Raw genomic sequence first — 13,665 nt, 5'->3', positions numbered from 1 at the left:
TTAAACCTTAACGACTTCGCCGCTGGACTTGTATGCGCGAACTTTCTTGCCATCCACGTCTTTAAAAGTCACTCGGTCTGCCTTGCCTGTTGCAGCATTGAACAACGCCACATTAGACACATGAATCGGCATCGCCTTATCTACGATGCCACCTGTATTGCCGGTCATCGGGTTAGGGCGAGTCGCCTTTTTGGCAACGTTTACACCCTCTACCACGATGTAGTTGGCATCAACGCGCTGCTTCACCACACCACGCTTGCCTTTGTCTTTACCGGTCAGGACGATTACCTCGTCCTTTGCTCGAATTTTATCCACGACAACTCCTTACAGAACTTCGGGCGCGAGCGACACGATTTTCATGAAACGCTCAGTACGCAACTCGCGTGTCACAGGCCCGAAAATACGTGTGCCGATCGGCTCCAGTTTAGCGTTCAGCAAAACAGCGGCGTTTCCATCGAACTTCACGAGCGAACCGTCCTGACGACGCACACCCTTGGCTGTACGCACGACTACCGCGTTATAGATTTCGCCTTTTTTTACCCGACCACGTGGCGCCGCAACTTTCACGGTGACCTTTATGACGTCGCCAATGCTGGCGTAACGACGCTTGGAACCACCAAGCACCTTAATGCACATGACTTCACGCGCACCGGTATTGTCGGCCACTTCGAGCCGGCTTTCAGTTTGAATCATAGTATTTTCTTTCCCAACTTAATCCGCTGCACCACCCAATGCGGCGCCGCGGTCAGTCTTGGTCCCGTCAGCCGCTTGGAACCTAAAGCTGCGCCGATGAGGTGGATGTTTAATAACAGCTGCTACGAGCACTTGCGGTGCCGGTCGTTACAACAGCGCTCTTGCAGAAGAATTTGCCAGAACGAAGCCAAACATTATCTCAGCCATGGGCTGATTGCGCAATACCTTTTCAAACTATTTGCGCAGTCTGGACAACACGAGTCACATTCCACGCTTTCGTCTTGGAAATCGGACGGCCTTCCTGGATTTCGACCGTATCGCCTTCTTTGACCTGGTTGCTCTCGTCATGCGCATGGTACTTTTTCGAACGCATGACGATCTTCCCATATAGCGGGTGCTTAACGCGGCTCTCGACCAACACGGTAACAGTCTTATCCATTTTGTCGGAGACGACTTTTCCAATCAGCGTGCGCTTGAGCGCAGGTTTCACTTGATCGTTCATTACTTGGCGTCCTTTTGATTCATGACTGTTTTCACACGTGCGATGTCGCGACGCACCTTCTTCAGCTGCGAAGTGTTATTCAGTTGCTGCGTCGCAATCTGCATGCGCAGACTGAATTGCGCCTTAAGCAAATCGTTAAGCTCTTTTGTCAGAGCTGCGTCGTCTTTACCGCGGAGTTCAGATGCTTTCATTGTTCACCCCAATTATTGGCCGACTTGACGGACTACAAATGTTGTCGACAAAGGCAGCTTTGCGGCGGCAAGGCGGAACGCCTCTCGAGCCAACGCCTCATCGACGCCGTCCATCTCATACAATACTTTGCCAGGCTGAATTTCAGCCACGTAGTATTCCGGATTGCCCTTACCGTTACCCATACGAACTTCGGCGGGCTTTTGCGAAATCGGCTTGTCCGGGAAGATACGGATCCAAATACGTCCGCCACGTTTAATGTGACGCGTCATCGCACGGCGAGCCGCTTCGATTTGGCGTGCGGTAATTCGGCCGCGGCCCACCGCCTTGAGACCAAATTCGCCGAAGGACACTGCCGTGCCGCGCTCATGCGAAATGCCCTTGTTACGGCCCTTCTGTTCTTTACGGTACTTTCTGCGTGCTGGTTGCAGCATGTTTATTCTCCTGCTTTCTCAGCTGGCGTGGTGGCGTCCGGCTTTTTCGGGGCACGAACGCGCTTGCTGGCCGAATTATTGGCTGGGGTTCCGGCATCTGTGCCGTCAGCTTTTTTAGGACGTGGCCGACCGCCTGGCTTACCATCATCGCGGCGTGGACCGCGGCGCTTTTTGTCGTCATCGGACGGCGCTTCTATGGTTGGTGCTTCTCCACTGGCAAGACGATCGCCTTTGTAGACCCAAACCTTGATTCCGATGATGCCGTAAGTTGTTTCAGCTTCGCCGAAGCCGTAATCGATGTCTGCGCGAAGTGTGTGTAGAGGCACACGACCTTCGCGATACCACTCACGGCGGGCGATTTCGATTCCGTTTAGTCGGCCGGACGACATGATCTTGATCCCCTGAGCGCCGAGACGCATTGCATTTTGCATTGCGCGTTTCATCGCACGACGGAACATGATCCGCTTTTCAAGCTGCTGTGCGATCGAATCGGCGATAAGCTGAGCGTCTGTTTCCGGCTTGCGAATTTCTTCGATATTCACATGCACTGGCACGCCCATCAGCTTTGTCAGGTCTGTCTTCAGGACTTCAATATCTTCGCCCTTTTTCCCGATTACCACACCTGGACGAGAGCTGAAAATCGTAATACGTGCATTCTTTGCCGGGCGTTCGATAAGTACGCGGCCGACTGACGCATTTTTCAGTTTCTTCTTCAGGTATGCGCGCACATCGAGATCTTCATTGAGCATGCCGGCAAAATTGCCGTTACCTGCGTACCAACGTGATCCCCAGTTGCGCGTAACCGAAAGCCGAAACCCGGTTGGATGAATCTTCTGTCCCATCGTGACCCCTTAATTACCGACAGTCACGTAAATGTGACAGGATTGCTTGGAAATACGATCTCCGCGGCCTTTAGCGCGCGCAGTGAATCGCTTGAGAACCGAGCCTTTTTCGACGTAGATTGTCGTGACCTTCAACTCGTCGATATCAGCACCGTCATTGTGTTCAGCGTTTGCAATGGCGGATTCGAGCACCTGCTTGATCAGGACGGCGCCCTTCTTCGGGCTAAACGTCAGGATATTGAGCGCTTGGTCAACCTTTTTACCGCGGATCAGGTCAGCGACAAGTCGGCCTTTTTGTGCCGACAGACGCGCACCACGGAGAGTAGCTTTAGTTTCCATCATCGGACCTTATTTCTTAGCCTTTTTATCAGCGGCGTGACCCTTAAATGTCCGGGTCAAAGCAAATTCGCCGAGCTTGTGACCAACCATGTTTTCCGAGATATACACCGGCACATGCTGCTTACCGTTGTGTACCGCGATCGTCAGGCCGATAAAATCCGGCATGATCGTTGAACGACGCGACCATGTTTTGATCGGCTTCTTGTCTTTGGCTGCCTGAGCGGCCTCGACCTTTTTGATGAGGTGGGCGTCACAGAACGGCCCTTTTTTCAGTGAACGTGTCATGTGTTAACCCTTATTTCTTTCCGCGGCGCGAGACGATCATGGAAGTCGTGCGCTTGTTGCGCCGAGTCTTCTTGCCTTTAGTCTGCTGGCCCCATGGCGACACTGGATGACGTCCTGCAGCAGTGCGCCCTTCACCACCACCATGCGGGTGGTCGATTGGGTTCATCACGACACCGCGAACGGTCGGACGGACACCCCGCCAACGCATCGCACCGGCCTTGCCGATCTTGCGAAGGTTGTGTTCTCCGTTGCCCACTTCACCAACTGTCGCGCGGCACTCGATATGCACGCGTCGCACTTCGCCGGAACGCAGACGAACCTGCGCATAAGTTCCCTCACGGGCCATCAATACCACACCAGCTCCGGCGGTACGCGCCATTTGCGCGCCTTTGCCTGGTAACATCTCTACACAGTGCATCGTCGTGCCAACCGGAATATTGCGAATTGGCAAGCAATTTCCTGCCTTGATCGGCGCTTCCGAGCCGTTCATTAGCTGGTCGCCCACAGCAACGCCCTTTGGTGCGATGATGTATTGGCGCTCGCCGTCGGCGTAGCAAAGCAATGCGATATTTGCAGTACGGTTTGGGTCGTACTCGATACGCTCGACTTTTGCAGCAATGCCGTCTTTGTTACGACGGAAGTCAATCACACGATAGTGCTGCTTGTGACCACCACCAATATGACGAGTGGTGATGTGACCGTTGTTATTCCGGCCTGCGCTTTTTGACTTCTTTTCAACCAGACCTGAGAATGGACGCCCTTTGTACAGATCAGGATTGACGACCTTCACCATACCGCGACGACCGGCGGAGGTCGGTTTCACTTTAACGAGCGCCATTATTTAGCCTCCTCGGTGAAATTGATTTCTTGACCCGGCTTGAGACACACGAACGCACGGCGGGTATGATTGCGGCGACCGGTAAAACGGCCTGCGCGCTTTTGCTTACCCTGGCGGTTCGCAACCTGTACCGACTCCACTTGTACCTTGAAGAGCAATTCGACGGCAGCTTTGATTTCCAACTTAGTCGCGTCTTGCATGACTAGAAAAACGACCTGCTCGTTCTTCTCTGCAACAAACGTCGCCTTTTCGGAAATTACTGGCGCAAGCAATACCTTCATTAGGCGCTCTTCGCTGTGTTTGATGACTGCGCTCATGCCAGCATCTCCTCAATCTTTGCCAACGCCGGCTTGGTGATCAGGACCTTCTTGTAGAACACCAATGAGACAGGGTCGGCATGACGTGGCTCGACGATCATCACATTTGGAAGATTGCGCGAAGCAAGCAACAAATTCTCGTCAAGGTTGTCAGTAATAACCAGCACGGAGTCCAACCCCATCCCTTTCAATTTTTGTGACAGGAGCTTTGTTTTGGGAGCATCTACCGACATTGCTTCCACAACAGACAAGCGACCTTCACGTGCCAATTGGGAGAGAATCGAGCAAACGCCAGCGCGATACATCTTCTTATTGACTTTATGAGAGAAATTTTCGTCCGGCGTATTTGGAAAAATGCGACCACCACCGCGCCACAACGGCGACGACGACATACCGGCACGCGCACGACCAGTACCTTTCTGGCGCCACGGCTTCTTGGTTGTATGGCTGACTTCTTCGCGGTCCTTTTGCTTCCGGTTTCCGCTACGCGCGTTTGCTTGATAAGCAACGACCAGTTGGTGGATCAGTGCTTCGTTGTAGTCACGACCAAAAATGGTATCGGGAGCAGCAACGTTCGACGCTGCTTGACCTTGATCATTCAGGAGCTTGAGTTCCATCGATTAGCCCCCCTTCTTAGCTTTGACTTTGACCGCGGGCCGGACGATGACTTGACCGTTCTTTGCGCCCGGCACAGCACCTTTAACCATGAGCAATTGACGCTCAGCGTCGACGCGTGCGATTTCCAGATTCTGCGTGGTGCAAGTGACGTCACCCATGTGACCGGTCATGCGCTTACCAGGAAAGACACGTCCTGGGTCCTGCGCCATACCGATAGAGCCAGGTACGTTGTGCGAACGGGAGTTACCGTGTGTTGCGCGGCCAGAACTAAAGTTGTAACGCTTGATGGTGCCAGCGTACCCTTTACCGATCGAGACGCCTTGCACGTCGACTTTTTGACCAGCTTCGAACATGCCGATAGCAATAACGTCGCCAGCCTTGAGTTCTGCCGCTTTTGCGGCATCGATAGGAAATTCTTTGAGAACGGTACCTGCTTCAACTCCCGCCTTGGCGAGGTGACCAGCTTCCGCTTTATTTACGCGAGAAGCGCGGCGTTGACCGTATGCGACCTGAACAGCGTAATAACCGTCTGTTTCGGGAGTCTTGATTTGGGTAACGCGGTTGTTGGACACATCCAGAACGGTGACAGGAATGCTATCTCCGTCTTCTGTAAAAATGCGCATCATGCCGACCTTACGACCGACAAGACCCAAACGCTTACCCTCAACCTTGTTATCAACAAGATTTTGGCTCATTGTTTTCTCCATTCCCGCCTGCGATTGGGCGGGGCTGATGTTTGTACTACAAAAACGTATTGCTGCGGATTTCCGCAGCAATACCGAAGCCGAACATTATAACCTGCGTTTTTTCACTCCACAACCTGCAGGTGCAAAATATGTGGTATGCGATGTTTATTTGAACTAATTACTGCAGCTTGATTTCGACGTCCACACCAGCTGGCAGGTCGAGCTTCATGAGCGCATCGACCGTCTTGTCCGTTGGGTCAACGATGTCCATCAGGCGCTGGTGCGTGCGGATTTCAAACTGATCACGCGATGTCTTGTTGACGTGGGGGGAGCGCAGAATGTCGAAGCGCTGAATACGCGTCGGCAGCGGCACTGGCCCCTTGACCACTGCGCCTGTGCGCTTTGCAGTCTCGACAATTTCCAACGCCGATTGATCGATCAGGCGGTAATCGAACGCTTTCAAGCGAATCCGGATCTTCTGCTTGACGAGATTCTGCTTTGCGAGATTTTGTTGCATGATTTTCCTTAAAAGAGCAAGTCGCGGGCGGGAAATCACCCGCGACGGTATTTAGTCAAAGAGCAATTGGTCGCGCAACGAGGTTACTCGATGATTTTAGCGACGACGCCGGCGCCGACGGTACGGCCGCCTTCACGGATTGCAAAGCGCAGACCTTCTTCCATGGCGATCGGGTTGATCAGTTTCACGGTGATCGACACGTTGTCGCCTGGCATGACCATCTCTTTGCCTTCCGGCAGTTCGATCGCACCGGTCACATCCGTGGTACGGAAGTAAAACTGTGGACGGTAGTTGTTGAAGAACGGTGTATGACGGCCACCCTCATCCTTCGACAGCACATAGATCTCACCGGTGAAGTGCTTGTGCGGCTTGATCGAACCCGGCTTGGCCAGCACCTGGCCACGCTCGACGTCTTCCCGCTTGGTGCCGCGCAGCAGCACGCCAACGTTGTCGCCAGCCTGACCCTGGTCGAGCAGCTTGCGGAACATTTCCACGCCGGTGCAAGTTGTTTGCTGGGTATCGCGAATACCAACGATTTCAATGGCCTCACCAACCTTGATGATGCCGCGCTCGACACGACCGGTCACCACGGTGCCGCGACCGGAGATCGAAAACACGTCTTCCACCGGCATCAGGAACGCGCCGTCAATGGCACGCTCGGGTGTCGGGATGTAGGTGTCCAGGGCTTCGGCCAGCTTCATGATGGCTTGCTCGCCCAGCTCGCCCTTGTCGCCTTCCAGCGCCAGCTTGGCCGAACCGCGCACGATCGGCAGATCGTCGCCAGGAAACTCGTACTTCGACAGCAGTTCGCGTACTTCCATTTCAACCAGCTCGAGCAGCTCGGCATCGTCGACCATGTCGCACTTGTTGAGGAACACGATGATGAATGGCACACCCACCTGGCGTGCCAGCAGGATGTGCTCACGGGTTTGCGGCATCGGGCCGTCGGCGGCCGAGCACACCAGGATTGCGCCGTCCATCTGGGCGGCACCGGTGATCATGTTTTTCACATAGTCGGCGTGGCCCGGGCAGTCAACGTGCGCGTAGTGGCGGTTGGCGGTTTCGTATTCGACGTGCGCGGTATTGATGGTGATGCCGCGTGCCTTTTCTTCCGGCGCCGCATCGATCTCGTCATACTTCTTCGCTTCGCCGCCAAACTTGGCGGACAACACCGTCGCAATCGCCGCGGTCAGTGTGGTCTTGCCATGGTCAACGTGACCAATCGTGCCTACATTCACGTGCGGCTTGGTCCGCTCAAACTTGCCTTTTGCCATTTTAGACTCCTAACGATTTTATGAGAACGTCCAGGCACCCGCCCGAATGCTTACTGATCTTGAGATGTCAAACCTATGCAAACTTGGTGCCCTTGACGTGGATTGAACACGTGGCCTCTCCCTTACCAAGGGAGTGCTCTACCACTGAGCTACAAGGGCAACTTGCCGTCCGCAACCCGCACCGGGTCGCGTCCAGCCATAAACTGGAGCGGGTGAAGGGAATCGAACCCTCGTCATAAGCTTGGAAGGCTTCAGCTCTACCATTGAGCTACACCCGCAAGGACCATCAACCTCAACCGCACATCATATTCCGCACCCAAAGCTACGACCTGAATAGTGACGAAACCTTGGTGGAGAGGGCTGGATTCGAACCAGCGTACTCGTTAGAGGGCAGATTTACAGTCTGCTGCCATTAACCACTCGGCCACCTCTCCGCAGGGAACCCCAAACTATAGGCGAAGGTACCTGCCTTGTCAACTCAAAATACTGTTTGGCCGGTAATTTTTGCAGAACTTGCGAGTTCGCCAACCTCTTGCCCAGTGTGCTTCAAAAGCGTGTTTCGCGAGCGGCGCGAAGGAAATCATCGAGAATCGGGGTGCAGTCCAGCAGTTCTGCGCTTCCGGCGCGGTGAAATTCCGGATGCCATTGCAGTCCCATTACGAAATTGGCCTTGCGATAGCGAACCGCCTCGACGATGTTGTCATTTCCCGAATACGCTTCCACGATCAGGTCGCGGCCCAGATCTTTCACTGCCTGATGGTGGATGGAGTTCACCAGTGCTTTCGATTTTGCAGGGAATAATGAGGCTAGCGACGACCCTTGCGGGAAATGAATTTCATGGTAGTGGCTGTCGTAAAGATCGTTGACGTGTTCGATCGCGGTCGGCACATCAGAGGCAATGTCTTGGTAAAGAGTGCCCCCGAATGCAACATTAATCAATTGACATCCCCGGCATATGCCTAGCACCGGCTTGCCGGCCTCGACAAATTCATGCAGCAGTTCAAGTTCGTACATATCCCGTGCACGATCTCCACCCCATTCCGGCCGAGTTGCAACCTCTGAATAAGTCTGAGGTGAGACGTCGGCGCCGCCTTGCAGAACAAGGCCGTCCAAGTGTTTAGCATAATCGCGCAGTCGAATATTGCTTGGATGCAATAAACCACTGTTATTGACGGTCGGTATCATGAATACCAGGACATCGCGTGACATCACCCATTGCGCAATCGACTCTTCCAGATACTGCAGGGTTTTGCTGCGTAATCCCTTCGAACCGAGTTCGGGATGAAAGATACGAGCCGAAATGCCGATTTTCAGCGTGCGGCGGGTAAGGGTTTTTAGAACGTTGTCGGACAATGCCCGGAATCGTGCAGAAATGACCCTGCGTGTCTGTCCCCAAGGTGTGTCGGCGCGGTCAAGACGACGGCGTGTCATCGGACCGTTGGCATCGGATGAAATGGTTGCAGACGGCGCGTCCGCAGCAGTCGGTTTAGCAGAGGGTGTTTGAGGGTTATTTTCGTCGGACATAACGTGAAGGCATGTTGCTACAACAGTGAGCCTGCAATCCTTTGGGCGGATTTCAGTTTACCGCAACCTCAAGCGAGGCCGGCGCTCATCAGACCGGCGGTCAGGCGTCGGGTTCAATAGCCAGTGGAAATACGGAGTTCAGGCTTTGCCGGTCTTGGCAATCGCGTATTTTCTCAAAATGGTTTGGTGCAGTTCGCCAAGCGGCGTCAGACGTGGATTGCCCGGGTCCAGCCGTCGGGCGGAGTCGATATAGCTGCGCGCCTGCTCTCCAAGCCGGGGCTCCCATCCGAGGTTTTCGAGATATTTGAGCACTGCGAGAGCGGCATTGAAGACCACTTGGGGATTGTCTGGCAGCTTCCGGACTGCCGCCGTCATCAACTCAACTGCACCTTGATAGTCGCCCTGCCTTGCCTTCTCGGCGCCGGACGACACCAGTTCAATGACATGCCGCCGGCTCTCCTGCGCTACGCTTTCCGCGAGGTCCTTGCGTCCCGCCTGTTCAAAGACACTTCTGGCCTTCGCCATCGCCATGCCTTCCGGCGCATTGCTCATCACGTCGCGCATGACTTCGGATGCTCCCTCCTCCAGGTCATGCTGCAGGCAGGTTTTGGCCAATGCCATTTTCATATCGCTGGACAAACCCAAGGTGTCGCGGCAGGCGGTAACCGCAGCGTTCAATTCTTCAGCGGCCTTTTCCGCGTTGCCGTTATGGGTATGAAGCATGGCGGCCGACAATGCACGGCATGCCGGCGTTTTGCCCATGCCCGACAGGGATTTTTCCATGTCACGGATCACCTTTGCCGCCTGCTCGCCGTCGCCTTTTGTGACAAGGGTCTGCACCAGGCGAACATGATCTTCGGGGTCGCGGAACTCGGAGTATTTTGCCTTGCTGACCACCTTTTGGAACGAGCGCTCAGCGGTATCGACGTCGCCGGCTTCGAATGCGACTTCACCCAGCTTGCGCAGGCGCCGCACCGCATGCGGGGAAACGCCGACGGCGTCCTCCAGCACCTGTTTTGCCGCTGCGAGCTGTCCCTTCGCCTCATGGGTTTTGGCCAGCCAGTCATAGGCATCCATGTATTTGCCGTTTTCAGCCAACAAAACGGTCAGCAGCCCTTCGGCTTCATCGAATCGCTGCTGCATGAACAGGGTTTTTGCCAGTCCGAGGCTCGCCCAGGCGACCGGCTTGGCTGCGAGCACCTGCTGATAGATCGGCTCGGCTTCGGCCGGCTCGATCTGGGTGAGATGCAGTTCGGCGCGCAGGCGCATGAAGTCGATGGCATATCGACGTGAGCTGCTCTCCGCCTCCTGGCATGCAATGATTGCTTCCCGCAGGTTGCCCTGGTCGATCAGCCGGTAAACGGGACGGAACGCGTTGCGCTTTTCCAGCGTGCGGGCAAGGCGCTCCAAAAGCTTGTCCGCGGTAAACGGTTTGAGCACATAGTCGTCCGGGGTGAATTCCGCCGCGCTGATCACGCGCTCATAGGCACGTTCGGCAGTGACGATGATAAATACGGTGAGCAGCGGAAGCAGGTTGTTGTGCCGCAGATCTTCGAGCAATTGCTGACCGTCCTGGCCATCGCCGAGGTCATATTCGCACAGGATGAGATCGTAGGTTTTGCTTCTCAGGACTTTGATGGCCGCCCCCGAACTGACGGCATGTTCAATCTTGGTGATCCCGCACAAGTTCAGCATGTTGTGCATATTCGCCCGCATGCTGGCGTTCGGATCGATGAGAAGTGCAGTTAAATTGTGCAGTGCGGTCATAAACAAGAAGATCGTTTCGGCCCCGTTGCGGGATGGCGCCGACGGCAGATCCTGGTTGGACACTACCTATTAACGGCAGGGAAATCGAAAAACTGCAGGGATTTTTAATATTGCATGTCGGCTTCCGTTGCCTGCCATAGTTCGATGCTTGATTCTTCGACCACAACCTGGTTGCGCCCGCCCCGTTTGGCCAGATACATCGCGGTGTCGGTACGGGCAAAGAGGTCAAGCACCGATTCACCGGGGATATATTGCGTCAGCCCGATGGAGACCGTGACGGTGCGCAGCGATTTGCCTTGCCAGCCATGCTGCTCCACCTGTTCCCGGATGCGCTCGGCGGTATTGAGCGCCGCAAGCAGCGGGGTCTGCGGCAAAATCAGCACGAATTCCTCGCCGCCGTAGCGCCCGAACACATCGCCCTGGCGCACGTTGGATTCGGCAATCCGTGCGAATGTGCGCAGCACTTCGTCGCCGGCAAGGTGACCCACTTCATCATTGATACTTTTGAAATGGTCGAGGTCGATCACGCCGAGGCACAGCGGCGCGCCGGTTTCGTCCGCAAGCCGCTTCTGTTCGTCGAGCGCCGCGATCAGGTAACGCCGGTTATAGCAGCCGAGAAGCTGATCGCGCCGGGCATGTTCCTCGATATGCCGGATCTTTCGACCTGCCTTGTGCAGGGCGCTGTGAAGGCGCCGGATCCGTGTCGTCAGGACCACGAATGCCGGCAGGGTGAGCGCCAGCGCCAACCACTCCAGCCATGGCAGTTTCCAGGCTTGCGGGTCGATCGGCTGCAGCGAATGCAGGCCGATCACGCCGGCATAGCCAGTCAGCAGCGCGCTGGCCATCATCATCAGCGTATTGCGCGTCAGCCGGTACATGCCGTGCGCCATCAGGACGAAGGAGAACGGCACGAATAACATGCGGCTTTCGGGAGCGGAATACAGAACGCCGAGCAGGATAGCGACGGCGCACCATGCGATGGGAGCCGTCAGGTTTTTTTCTTTCGCTTTCTGGTTGAATCCGGCGGCGAATATGCCGAAGAAACCCGCCATGATCAGGATAACGGCGGCAGCGGCAAGCGAGAGCGTTGCCCGGTCCACCATGCCCGCGACATGGAGGCAGGCAAGGCCGATCAGGTAGCAAAATCCGAAAACGGCAACCAGTAACAGGCGGCGGATGCGGCTCGCCTGGCGTTTCGCATCAACTGAATGGTCCTTGCGGCGTGATGGCGGAGGGGACGGCAGGACGCCCGGGGGCTGGGACGAAGTCGTCTTTTTCTCGGCGAACTCCATCAATCCCTGGGTATTGGGGAAGTTATCCGTATCGGAAACAACTTCGTTCGGGTTTGATGATGGCATGGCCTTGCACCGGGAGCTGATCACGCATGCTGGCGAAACGATAGCTTGCCGTTTCGCTACAAGCTGCTTTGGAGCAATATATTAACCGTAAGTCACCCGCAATTCGGAAAACCAAAAGGATTTTTCTTCGCTGATTACTTGCCCGAAGTCGGGGATGGGCGCATTCGCCACGCGGCCAGTACGGCGGCGGCGCACAGCAGGGCGACGAACAGAAATGTTTCATTGAATGCGTCGATCCGGGCGGTTTCATCGCCCCCTTGCGCGGCCAAGCCGGTATGGCGGATTGCAAGGCGCCATTCAAGCACGACACCCACCAGGCTTACGCCGATCGCGCCGCCGAGCTGGCGAAGAAAATTAATGGCGCTTGCGCCTTGGGCAATCAGGTCGAATTCCACACCCCGCATTGCGCCGAGGCTCAGGGATGGCAATACGAATCCGAGGCCGACGCGGCCGATGATCGCCCATGCCATCAGCGTGACATAACTGGTGGCGGCGGAGCCTGCTGCCATCAGGCCGAACGACAGGGCCAGCAGGCACAATCCGGCCGATACGAGAATGTTGGGCGGGAAACGATCCGCCAGCTTGCCGGCGGCGATGATGGTAATTCCCAGCACAATGCCGGCCGGCAGCAGCACGAGCCCGGCTTCCGATGGCGAGTAATGCAGGGCCATCTGCATATAGACCGGCAGCAGATAGGTGGAGCCGAACAGGCCGGCGCCGTAGATGAACGCCACCAGCGCACCCATCGCGAACTGCTGGTGGCTGAACAAGGTCATGTTGATCAGCGGCGCGTCCGCGCGCAACTGGTAGAGAACGAAGCCGACCAGGCTGGCCACGCCGACCAGCAGCAGGCCGGCCGCCTGCAGGCGGTCGTCATGTAGATGGACCAGTCCATTCAGTATGCAGACAGTGGAGAGACCCGCCAGAAGCAGTCCCTTCCAGTCAAGGCGCTTGGCATCACCCATCATCGGTGAATTGACGGCCAGGAAACGGTTGACCAGCCACAGCACCGCCAGACAGAACGGCACCACGACGAAAAAGATCGAGCGCCAGCCGAAATGCTCGACCAGGAAGCCGCCGACGCTGGGACCGAGGGCCGGCGCCAAGACCACGCCGAAGCCGAAAATGCCCATCGCCTTACCTTGCTCCTTGGCGTCGAATGCCCGCAAGATCACAATCGCCGGAATCGGCTGCAATACGCCGGCGGCCAAGCCCTCCGCCACCCTCATGGCCAGCAGCATCGGGTAATTGAGGCTGAAGCCGCCCACCACCCCACCAACCAGCAGCAGCAAAATTGCCCCGCTATAGGTGCGCCGCAATCCGAAACGCAGCAGCAGCCAGGGCGTCGTCAGCATTGACAGGGTCATGGCCAGCATGAATCCGGCCGATACCCACTGCGCGCGCTCTTGCCCCAGGCTGAAATGCTGGCTGAGGTCCGGCACCGCCACGTTGACAATGGTGGATGACAGGATGGATGCCATG

18 protein-coding genes and 3 tRNA genes are annotated in these 13,665 nt (G+C 56.0%); all 21 read right to left on the bottom strand.

Translation table 11 applies throughout. The features are described 5' to 3' along the window. Positions 1 to 315, bottom strand: coding sequence for a 50S ribosomal protein L24 (gene rplX, locus VGU61_RS05260; protein WP_326858051.1), 315 nt, complete (start codon positions 313 to 315; stop codon positions 1 to 3). 9 nt (positions 316 to 324) lie between these two features. Beyond that, positions 325 to 693 carry a 50S ribosomal protein L14 gene (gene rplN, locus VGU61_RS05255; protein WP_014004403.1) on the bottom strand — a complete coding sequence of 123 codons (369 nt, stop codon included), beginning with the start codon at positions 691 to 693 and terminating at the stop codon, positions 325 to 327. 229 nt (positions 694 to 922) lie between these two features. Continuing rightward, entirely contained in the window at positions 923 to 1,195 is a 273-nt protein-coding gene (rpsQ, locus tag VGU61_RS05250) for a 30S ribosomal protein S17 (RefSeq protein WP_326858050.1), read from the bottom strand. Further along, positions 1,195 to 1,386, bottom strand: a complete 192-nt coding sequence (gene rpmC, locus VGU61_RS05245; RefSeq protein WP_326858049.1) for a 50S ribosomal protein L29 — start codon at positions 1,384 to 1,386, stop codon at positions 1,195 to 1,197. The genes rpsQ and rpmC overlap by 1 nt, the downstream gene beginning before the upstream one ends. A 12-nt stretch (positions 1,387 to 1,398) precedes the next feature. Continuing rightward, positions 1,399 to 1,818: a 50S ribosomal protein L16 gene (gene rplP, locus VGU61_RS05240; protein ID WP_119740683.1), complete on the bottom strand. Its 420-nt coding sequence runs from the start codon at positions 1,816 to 1,818 to the stop codon at positions 1,399 to 1,401. Positions 1,819 to 1,820: 2 nt separating this feature from the next. Then, the gene (rpsC, locus tag VGU61_RS05235) at positions 1,821 to 2,660 is read right to left on the bottom strand and encodes a 30S ribosomal protein S3 (RefSeq protein WP_326858048.1); all 840 of its coding nucleotides are present in this window, start codon (positions 2,658 to 2,660) and stop codon (positions 1,821 to 1,823) included. A gap of 9 nt (positions 2,661 to 2,669) precedes the next feature. Beyond that, positions 2,670 to 3,002, bottom strand: coding sequence for a 50S ribosomal protein L22 (gene rplV, locus VGU61_RS05230; protein ID WP_326858047.1), 333 nt, complete (start codon positions 3,000 to 3,002; stop codon positions 2,670 to 2,672). Between the two features lie 6 nt (positions 3,003 to 3,008). Next, positions 3,009 to 3,284 (bottom strand): 30S ribosomal protein S19, encoded by a 276-nt coding sequence (rpsS, locus tag VGU61_RS05225; protein ID WP_326858045.1) that lies wholly within the window; start codon positions 3,282 to 3,284, stop codon positions 3,009 to 3,011. 10 nt (positions 3,285 to 3,294) lie between these two features. After that, positions 3,295 to 4,122: a 50S ribosomal protein L2 gene (rplB, locus tag VGU61_RS05220; RefSeq protein ID WP_326858044.1), complete on the bottom strand. Its 828-nt coding sequence runs from the start codon at positions 4,120 to 4,122 to the stop codon at positions 3,295 to 3,297. Next, on the bottom strand, positions 4,122 to 4,439 hold the full coding sequence (gene rplW / locus VGU61_RS05215; RefSeq protein WP_326858043.1) for a 50S ribosomal protein L23: 318 nt from the start codon (positions 4,437 to 4,439) through the stop codon (positions 4,122 to 4,124). Before rplW ends, rplB begins: the two co-directional genes overlap by 1 nt. Next, a complete protein-coding gene (rplD, locus tag VGU61_RS05210; RefSeq protein WP_326858042.1) occupies positions 4,436 to 5,056 on the bottom strand; it encodes a 50S ribosomal protein L4 in 621 nt (206 codons plus the stop codon). The genes rplW and rplD overlap by 4 nt, the downstream gene beginning before the upstream one ends. A gap of 3 nt (positions 5,057 to 5,059) precedes the next feature. Beyond that, positions 5,060 to 5,764 carry a 50S ribosomal protein L3 gene (rplC, locus tag VGU61_RS05205; protein WP_414691598.1) on the bottom strand — a complete coding sequence of 235 codons (705 nt, stop codon included), beginning with the start codon at positions 5,762 to 5,764 and terminating at the stop codon, positions 5,060 to 5,062. 157 nt (positions 5,765 to 5,921) lie between these two features. Further along, the gene (gene rpsJ / locus VGU61_RS05200) at positions 5,922 to 6,260 is read right to left on the bottom strand and encodes a 30S ribosomal protein S10 (protein WP_326858040.1); all 339 of its coding nucleotides are present in this window, start codon (positions 6,258 to 6,260) and stop codon (positions 5,922 to 5,924) included. An 83-nt stretch (positions 6,261 to 6,343) separates the two neighbouring features. Continuing rightward, entirely contained in the window at positions 6,344 to 7,534 is a 1,191-nt protein-coding gene (gene tuf, locus VGU61_RS05195; protein WP_326858039.1) for an elongation factor Tu, read from the bottom strand. An 84-nt stretch (positions 7,535 to 7,618) separates the two neighbouring features. After that, positions 7,619 to 7,693, bottom strand: a tRNA-Thr gene (locus tag VGU61_RS05190). 45 nt (positions 7,694 to 7,738) lie between these two features. Beyond that, positions 7,739 to 7,812: transfer RNA gene (locus VGU61_RS05185), tRNA-Gly, on the bottom strand. Positions 7,813 to 7,882: 70 nt separating this feature from the next. Beyond that, positions 7,883 to 7,968 (bottom strand) — tRNA-Tyr (locus tag VGU61_RS05180). Positions 7,969 to 8,080: 112 nt separating this feature from the next. Beyond that, positions 8,081 to 9,058, bottom strand: coding sequence for a type 1 glutamine amidotransferase (locus tag VGU61_RS05175; protein ID WP_326858038.1), 978 nt, complete (start codon positions 9,056 to 9,058; stop codon positions 8,081 to 8,083). A gap of 138 nt (positions 9,059 to 9,196) precedes the next feature. Next, positions 9,197 to 10,825 carry a tetratricopeptide repeat protein gene (locus VGU61_RS05170; protein WP_326858037.1) on the bottom strand — a complete coding sequence of 543 codons (1,629 nt, stop codon included), beginning with the start codon at positions 10,823 to 10,825 and terminating at the stop codon, positions 9,197 to 9,199. A 104-nt stretch (positions 10,826 to 10,929) separates the two neighbouring features. Then, positions 10,930 to 12,183, bottom strand: a complete 1,254-nt coding sequence (locus VGU61_RS05165; protein WP_326858036.1) for a GGDEF domain-containing protein — start codon at positions 12,181 to 12,183, stop codon at positions 10,930 to 10,932. A gap of 134 nt (positions 12,184 to 12,317) precedes the next feature. Next, positions 12,318 to 13,665 (bottom strand): DHA2 family efflux MFS transporter permease subunit (locus VGU61_RS05160; protein ID WP_326858035.1); only part of this gene is annotated, 1,348 nt, incomplete at its 5' end.

The sequence above is a fragment of the Noviherbaspirillum sp. genome (assembly GCF_035944575.1).
In the GTDB taxonomy this organism is placed as follows: Bacteria; Pseudomonadota; Gammaproteobacteria; order Burkholderiales; family Burkholderiaceae_D; genus Noviherbaspirillum.
The sequence above is the reverse complement of the archived record's forward strand: the minus strand, read 5'-3'. Positions and strand labels throughout refer to the sequence as shown.

Coding starts and splice junctions, on each gene's coding strand:
- VGU61_RS05165 (WP_326858036.1), bottom strand. CDS start 12,183: ATGCCATCATCAAACCCGAACGAAGTTGTTTCCGATACGGATAACTTC.
- rpsQ (WP_326858050.1), bottom strand. CDS start 1,195: ATGAACGATCAAGTGAAACCTGCGCTCAAGCGCACGCTGATTGGAAAA.
- rpsS (WP_326858045.1), bottom strand. CDS start 3,284: ATGACACGTTCACTGAAAAAAGGGCCGTTCTGTGACGCCCACCTCATC.
- rplN (WP_014004403.1), bottom strand. CDS start 693: ATGATTCAAACTGAAAGCCGGCTCGAAGTGGCCGACAATACCGGTGCG.
- VGU61_RS05175 (WP_326858038.1), bottom strand. CDS start 9,058: ATGTCCGACGAAAATAACCCTCAAACACCCTCTGCTAAACCGACTGCT.
- rplC (WP_414691598.1), bottom strand. CDS start 5,764: ATGGAGAAAACAATGAGCCAAAATCTTGTTGATAACAAGGTTGAGGGT.
- rplP (WP_119740683.1), bottom strand. CDS start 1,818: ATGCTGCAACCAGCACGCAGAAAGTACCGTAAAGAACAGAAGGGCCGT.
- rplW (WP_326858043.1), bottom strand. CDS start 4,439: ATGAGCGCAGTCATCAAACACAGCGAAGAGCGCCTAATGAAGGTATTG.
- rplB (WP_326858044.1), bottom strand. CDS start 4,122: ATGGCGCTCGTTAAAGTGAAACCGACCTCCGCCGGTCGTCGCGGTATG.
- rpsC (WP_326858048.1), bottom strand. CDS start 2,660: ATGGGACAGAAGATTCATCCAACCGGGTTTCGGCTTTCGGTTACGCGC.
- rpmC (WP_326858049.1), bottom strand. CDS start 1,386: ATGAAAGCATCTGAACTCCGCGGTAAAGACGACGCAGCTCTGACAAAA.
- VGU61_RS05170 (WP_326858037.1), bottom strand. CDS start 10,825: ATGACCGCACTGCACAATTTAACTGCACTTCTCATCGATCCGAACGCC.
- rplV (WP_326858047.1), bottom strand. CDS start 3,002: ATGATGGAAACTAAAGCTACTCTCCGTGGTGCGCGTCTGTCGGCACAA.
- rplD (WP_326858042.1), bottom strand. CDS start 5,056: ATGGAACTCAAGCTCCTGAATGATCAAGGTCAAGCAGCGTCGAACGTT.
- tuf (WP_326858039.1), bottom strand. CDS start 7,534: ATGGCAAAAGGCAAGTTTGAGCGGACCAAGCCGCACGTGAATGTAGGC.
- rpsJ (WP_326858040.1), bottom strand. CDS start 6,260: ATGCAACAAAATCTCGCAAAGCAGAATCTCGTCAAGCAGAAGATCCGG.